Genomic DNA, 1,950 nt, shown 5'->3' with positions numbered 1-1,950 from the left:
TCGATCAGCATCAGGCGCATGGAGAAATCCTGCGCCATGCGAACGAGCGAGTCATAGATCGCCTGGTCGCCGTGCGGGTGATATTTACCCATCACGTCGCCGACGATGCGGGCCGACTTCACGTATTTCTTGTCGGGCGTGTGCCCCTGCTCGTGCATCGAATAGAGGATGCGCCGATGCACGGGCTTGAGGCCGTCGCGCGCGTCCGGCAGCGCACGCGACACGATTACGCTCATCGCGTAATCGAGATACGAGCGCTTCATTTCGTCCGTGATTGAAACGGGGCGAATGTCCGGCGGCAGCGCGCCTCCGGAAGCTGGATTTTCGGGATCGGCCAAGAAAGGTTGTCCAGGGAAGCTGAATTGGCCGCAGCAATAGCCGATTCAGCTCGGCAACGCCAATACTTTTGTGTCTCTGGCGACTTAATTTACTAAGTTATTTCAATAACTTATTTGACCGTCCGAGACCGACGCCGAAGCTGCCGCAGCATTGCCTTTTTTGCCTCCGCACGCGAGGGTTCCGCATCATGCAGATCGAATTCTTCGTGTCGGCTCTGGTCACGTTGCTGGTGGTGGTCGACCCGCTCGGGCTCGTCCCGATCTTCAACTCGTTGACCTCCCGGCTGACCGTCCCTGCCCGCCGGAGCGTCGGGATCCGGGCGAGCGTGATCGCCTTCCTGATCCTGTGCGGCGCGGCGCTGATCGGCGACTGGCTGCTGCGGCAGCTCGGGATCGGCCTGCCGGCTTTCCGGATCGCGGGCGGCCTCCTGCTGTTCTCGATCGCGTCCGAGATGGTGTTCGGCATACGCATCGTACGCGAAGCCGGTACGGCTGAAGCCGCAATCGAGGACGAGCATGTTCGTAACATCGCGGCGTTTCCGCTCGCCATTCCGCTGATGGCGGGACCCGGCGCGATCACGGCAGTGATCCTGCTGGCCGGCCGCGCCTATGGCGATCCGGTACGGCTTGGCGGCCTGATCGCGGTCATCGCGATCGTGATGGCGGCGTGCCTTGTCGGCTTCCTGATCGGCACGCGCATTTCCAGGCTGCTCGGCGTGACCGGCAACATCGTGCTGGAGCGGTTGCTCGGCGTGATCCTCGCTGCGCTCGCGGTGCAGTTCGTGATCGATGGCGTGCGGGCGGTGTGGAACTAGGCCGCCGTTAACGGACCTGAAAAGCCCAAGCACTCACTCTCCGCCAGGATCTGGGAGTGAACATCGATGTGCATGGCGTGTGACTGGTCGCCCTATTTCGCCGCGTTCGGAAAGGCTGGAACCGGCGGCGGGCCAACGCGGCGCAACGTATTGAAGGCCGGCGCGGCGATGACTGCGGCGGCCATGGCCGGCGCTCCGGTCTTCCAGGCCACGGCCGTGTCCGCACAGGAGGCTCGCCAGGGCGCCGGCACGGGTCCAGCCGACTACATATTTCGCAATGGCCCGATCTACACCGTGGCGGGCCCCTCGTTATGGGCGACGGGCGTGGCGGTCAGAGGCAACCGGATCATCCATGTCGGCGACGAAGCCGGCGCGATGGCGCTCGCCGGGCCGAACACCAAGGTGGTCGATCTTGCCGGCAAGCTGCTGATGCCGGGTTTCGTCGAGGGCCACACGCATCCCTTCCTCGGCGCCTTTCTCACGTCGGGCATCGATCTCCAGGTGCCCACCCTCGCTGAGGCGATCGAAGCCATTCGGACCTATGCAAAGAACAACCCGCGGGGACCGATCCGCGGCTTCGGCTGGCGCGTCGACATGTTTCCGCCGGAGGGGCCGACGCGCGCCCTGCTCGACGCCATCGTCCCCGATCGTCCGGCCTTCTTCTTCGCCATCGACGGCCACAGCCTGTGGGCCAACAGCAAGGCGCTGGAGATCGCCGGCGTCAATCGCGACACGCCGGACCCGATCCCGCGCTTCAGCTATTACGTGCGCGACAAGAATGGCGAGCCGACCGGCTA

Annotated in this window: 3 protein-coding genes; 2 read left to right on the top strand and 1 reads right to left on the bottom strand. The window is 64.4% G+C overall.

Translation table 11 applies throughout. The annotated features are described in order from the left end of the window. Positions 1-263 (bottom strand): DNA gyrase subunit A (locus VNZ93_RS14760; protein ID WP_414710083.1); only part of this gene is annotated, 263 nt, incomplete at its 3' end. 263 nt (positions 264-526) lie between these two features. Between VNZ93_RS14760 and VNZ93_RS14755 the strand changes: the two genes are divergently transcribed. Both VNZ93_RS14755 and VNZ93_RS14750 read left to right on the top strand, forming a co-directional pair. Next, positions 527-1,153 (top strand): MarC family protein, encoded by a 627-nt coding sequence (locus tag VNZ93_RS14755; RefSeq protein ID WP_325706426.1) that lies wholly within the window; start codon positions 527-529, stop codon positions 1,151-1,153. A 66-nt stretch (positions 1,154-1,219) separates the two neighbouring features. Continuing rightward, positions 1,220-1,950: amidohydrolase family protein (locus VNZ93_RS14750; RefSeq protein WP_325706424.1), on the top strand; the 731-nt coding region annotated here is incomplete at its 3' end.

It is taken from the genome of Pseudorhodoplanes sp., from assembly GCF_035565795.1.
In the GTDB taxonomy this organism is placed as follows: domain Bacteria; phylum Pseudomonadota; class Alphaproteobacteria; order Rhizobiales; family Xanthobacteraceae; genus Pseudorhodoplanes.
Note: the sequence above shows the minus strand (reverse complement) of the source record. Positions and strands in the feature narration are given on the sequence as shown.

Bases quoted from the DNA above. Each gene is read 5' to 3' on its own strand.
- VNZ93_RS14755 (WP_325706426.1), top strand. From the start codon at position 527: ATGCAGATCGAATTCTTCGTGTCGGCTCTGGTCACGTTGCTGGTGGTG.